The organism is Streptomyces sp. 8P21H-1 (assembly GCF_013302945.1).
In genome coordinates this window covers 1-2,334 of record NZ_JABTYA010000294.1, presented here as the reverse complement: position 1 = coordinate 2,334, position 2,334 = coordinate 1, and the positions used below count along the sequence as shown (strand labels likewise).

Annotated in this window: 1 protein-coding gene; it reads left to right on the top strand. The window is 76.6% G+C overall.

The window, feature by feature from the left end:
• Positions 1 to 2,334 (top strand): amino acid adenylation domain-containing protein (locus HO151_RS06245; protein ID WP_173895101.1); only part of this gene is annotated, 2,334 nt, incomplete at both ends.

Sequence of the window (2,334 nt, the reverse complement as noted above, 5' to 3'; positions counted from 1 at the left end):
CCGTCCGCCGGGGTCCGGGCCCGTCCGGCCCCGGCGGGGCGGGCGGTGACCACCGGCGCCTCGACCTGCCGCGGTGGCGGGTGCTGCTGCGTCTCGCCGAGCGGTGGGGGGTGCCGCTGGACGTCCTGCTGCTCACCGTCTACTGCGACGTCTGGCGCCGTGCCTGTCCCGACGGCGAGGCGTTCACCGTGGTCGTCGTCTCCTGGGACCGGCCGGAGCGGCCGCCCGGCGTCGACGGTCTCCTCACCGACTTCACACGGCTGAGCTGGCTGGTGGTGGACGACACGCTGCCGGCCGGTCCGGCCGACCGGGCGCGCGCGGTGGCGGAGCGGCTGCGCGGTCAGCTGTCGCGCACGGAACGGGCCGACGGTCTGGCGGCGGCCCGTGCACGCGCCCGGCGCGAGCCCGGCGGCGCGTCCCCGTTCCCGGTCGTCTTCACCCGGCTGCCGACCGAGCGTCCCGCACGCGGCGGTCCGGGGGTGGAGCTGCGGTACAACCAGTCGCAGACCTCCGGGGTGGCCGTCGACCAGGTCCCGATGTTCGTCGGCGACACCTTGGTGTGCCAGTGGGACGTACGACCGGACGCCCTCCCCGACGGGCTCCTCGACGCCCTCTTCTCGGACTACGCGCGCACCCTGCGGGACCTCTGCGAGCGGGACCCGGAACACGACCCGGCCCCGGCGCCGCCACAGGCCCCCCTGGTCGGTCCGGTGCGTGACTTCGCGGCCGGACTCACGCTGGCCGACCGGCTGGAGCGAGCGCTCGCCGAGCACGCGGACCGGGTGGCGCTGCGGTCCGGGGAGGAGCTGACGTACCGGGAGCTCGGGCTCCGCAGCGCCCGGCTCGCCCGGTACCTGCGGGCCTGCGGTGTGGGTGTGGCCGACCGGGTGGCCGTGCACCTGGAGCGGTCGGTGGACCTGGTGGTGGCCCTGCTGGCGGTGGTCAGGTCCGGTGCCGCCTACGTTCCGCTGGACACGGCCAACCCGCCCGCCCGCACCCGTCTGCTGGCGGAGGACTGCGGGGCCCCGCTGGTGATCACCGACTCCGGCCTGCGCACCGTCTTCGACGGGCTGCCGGTGCGGGTGCTGGACGTGACGGCACGGCGCGAGCTGATCGACGCCGAGGACGGCGGACCGCTGGTGGCGGGCGCGGGCCCGGACGACCCGGCGTACATGATCTACACCTCGGGAACCACGGGCCGCCCGAAGGGCTGTCCCAACGCCCACCGGGGCGTCACCAACCGGCTGAACTGGGCGCAGGAGCGGTTCCGGCTCGGGCCCGGGGACCGGGTCGCGCAGAAGACGCCGTGCGGCTTCGACGTGTCCGTGTGGGAGTTCTTCTGGCCGCTGCTCGCGGGCGCGAGCGTGGTGCTGGCCCGGCCCGGGGCGCACCGGTCCCCGGCCGCCGTGGCACGCTGGTTCGCCGAGGCCGGCATCACCGTCAGCCACTTCGTCCCGTCGATGCTGTCGCTCTTCCTCGACGAGCCGGGCGCGGCGCGGGCGACCTCGCTGCGGCTGGTGCTGGCCAGCGGCGAGGCCCTGCCGGCGGACACGGTCCGCCGTTTCCAGGCCGTCCTGCCCGGCGTCGGGCTGCACAACCTGTACGGGCCGACGGAGGCGGCCATCGACGTCACCCACTGGGCCTGCCCGCCGGGGTGGTCGGGGACGGACGTGCCGCTGGGCGGCCCGATCGACAACACCGTCATCCATCTGCTGGACACCGGCCTCCGCCCGGTCGCCGCCGGTGCCGTCGGCGAAATCTGCGTCGGCGGCCCCGCGGTGGGGCTCGGCTACCACCGCCGGCCGGAGGCGGAGGCGGAGCGCTTCGTGGACTCCCCGTTCCCGGAGGACCGGTCGAGCGGCGGGAGCGGCCGACTGTACCGTACCGGGGACCTGGGGCGGGTGGACGAGCACGGCCGGCTGCGCTTCCTGGGCCGCCGCGACGCCCAGTTCAAGATCCGGGGCCTGCGCGTGGAGGCACAGGAGATCGAGGCGGCGCTGCGCGGTGTGGCGGGCGTCGACGACGCCCGGGTGCTGCCGTGGACCGGCTCCGGCGGCGACCGGGAGCTGGCCGCGCTGTGCCGCGGCACGGCTGCACGGCGGCCGTCGGCCGCCGCGGTCCGCGAGGAGCTCGCGCGCGTACTGCCCGCCGCGCTGGTCCCCTCCCGCCTGGTGTTCGCCCCGCACCTCCCGCTGACCACCAACGGCAAGCTCGACCACGCCGCCGCCCTCCGGCTCCTGGAGACCGGAGACGCACCGGACGCGGCCCTCGCGCCGTCGGACGCCGGTGCACCGGAGATCGGCGGGGTGGAGCCGGGCGACAGCGCGCCGGGCG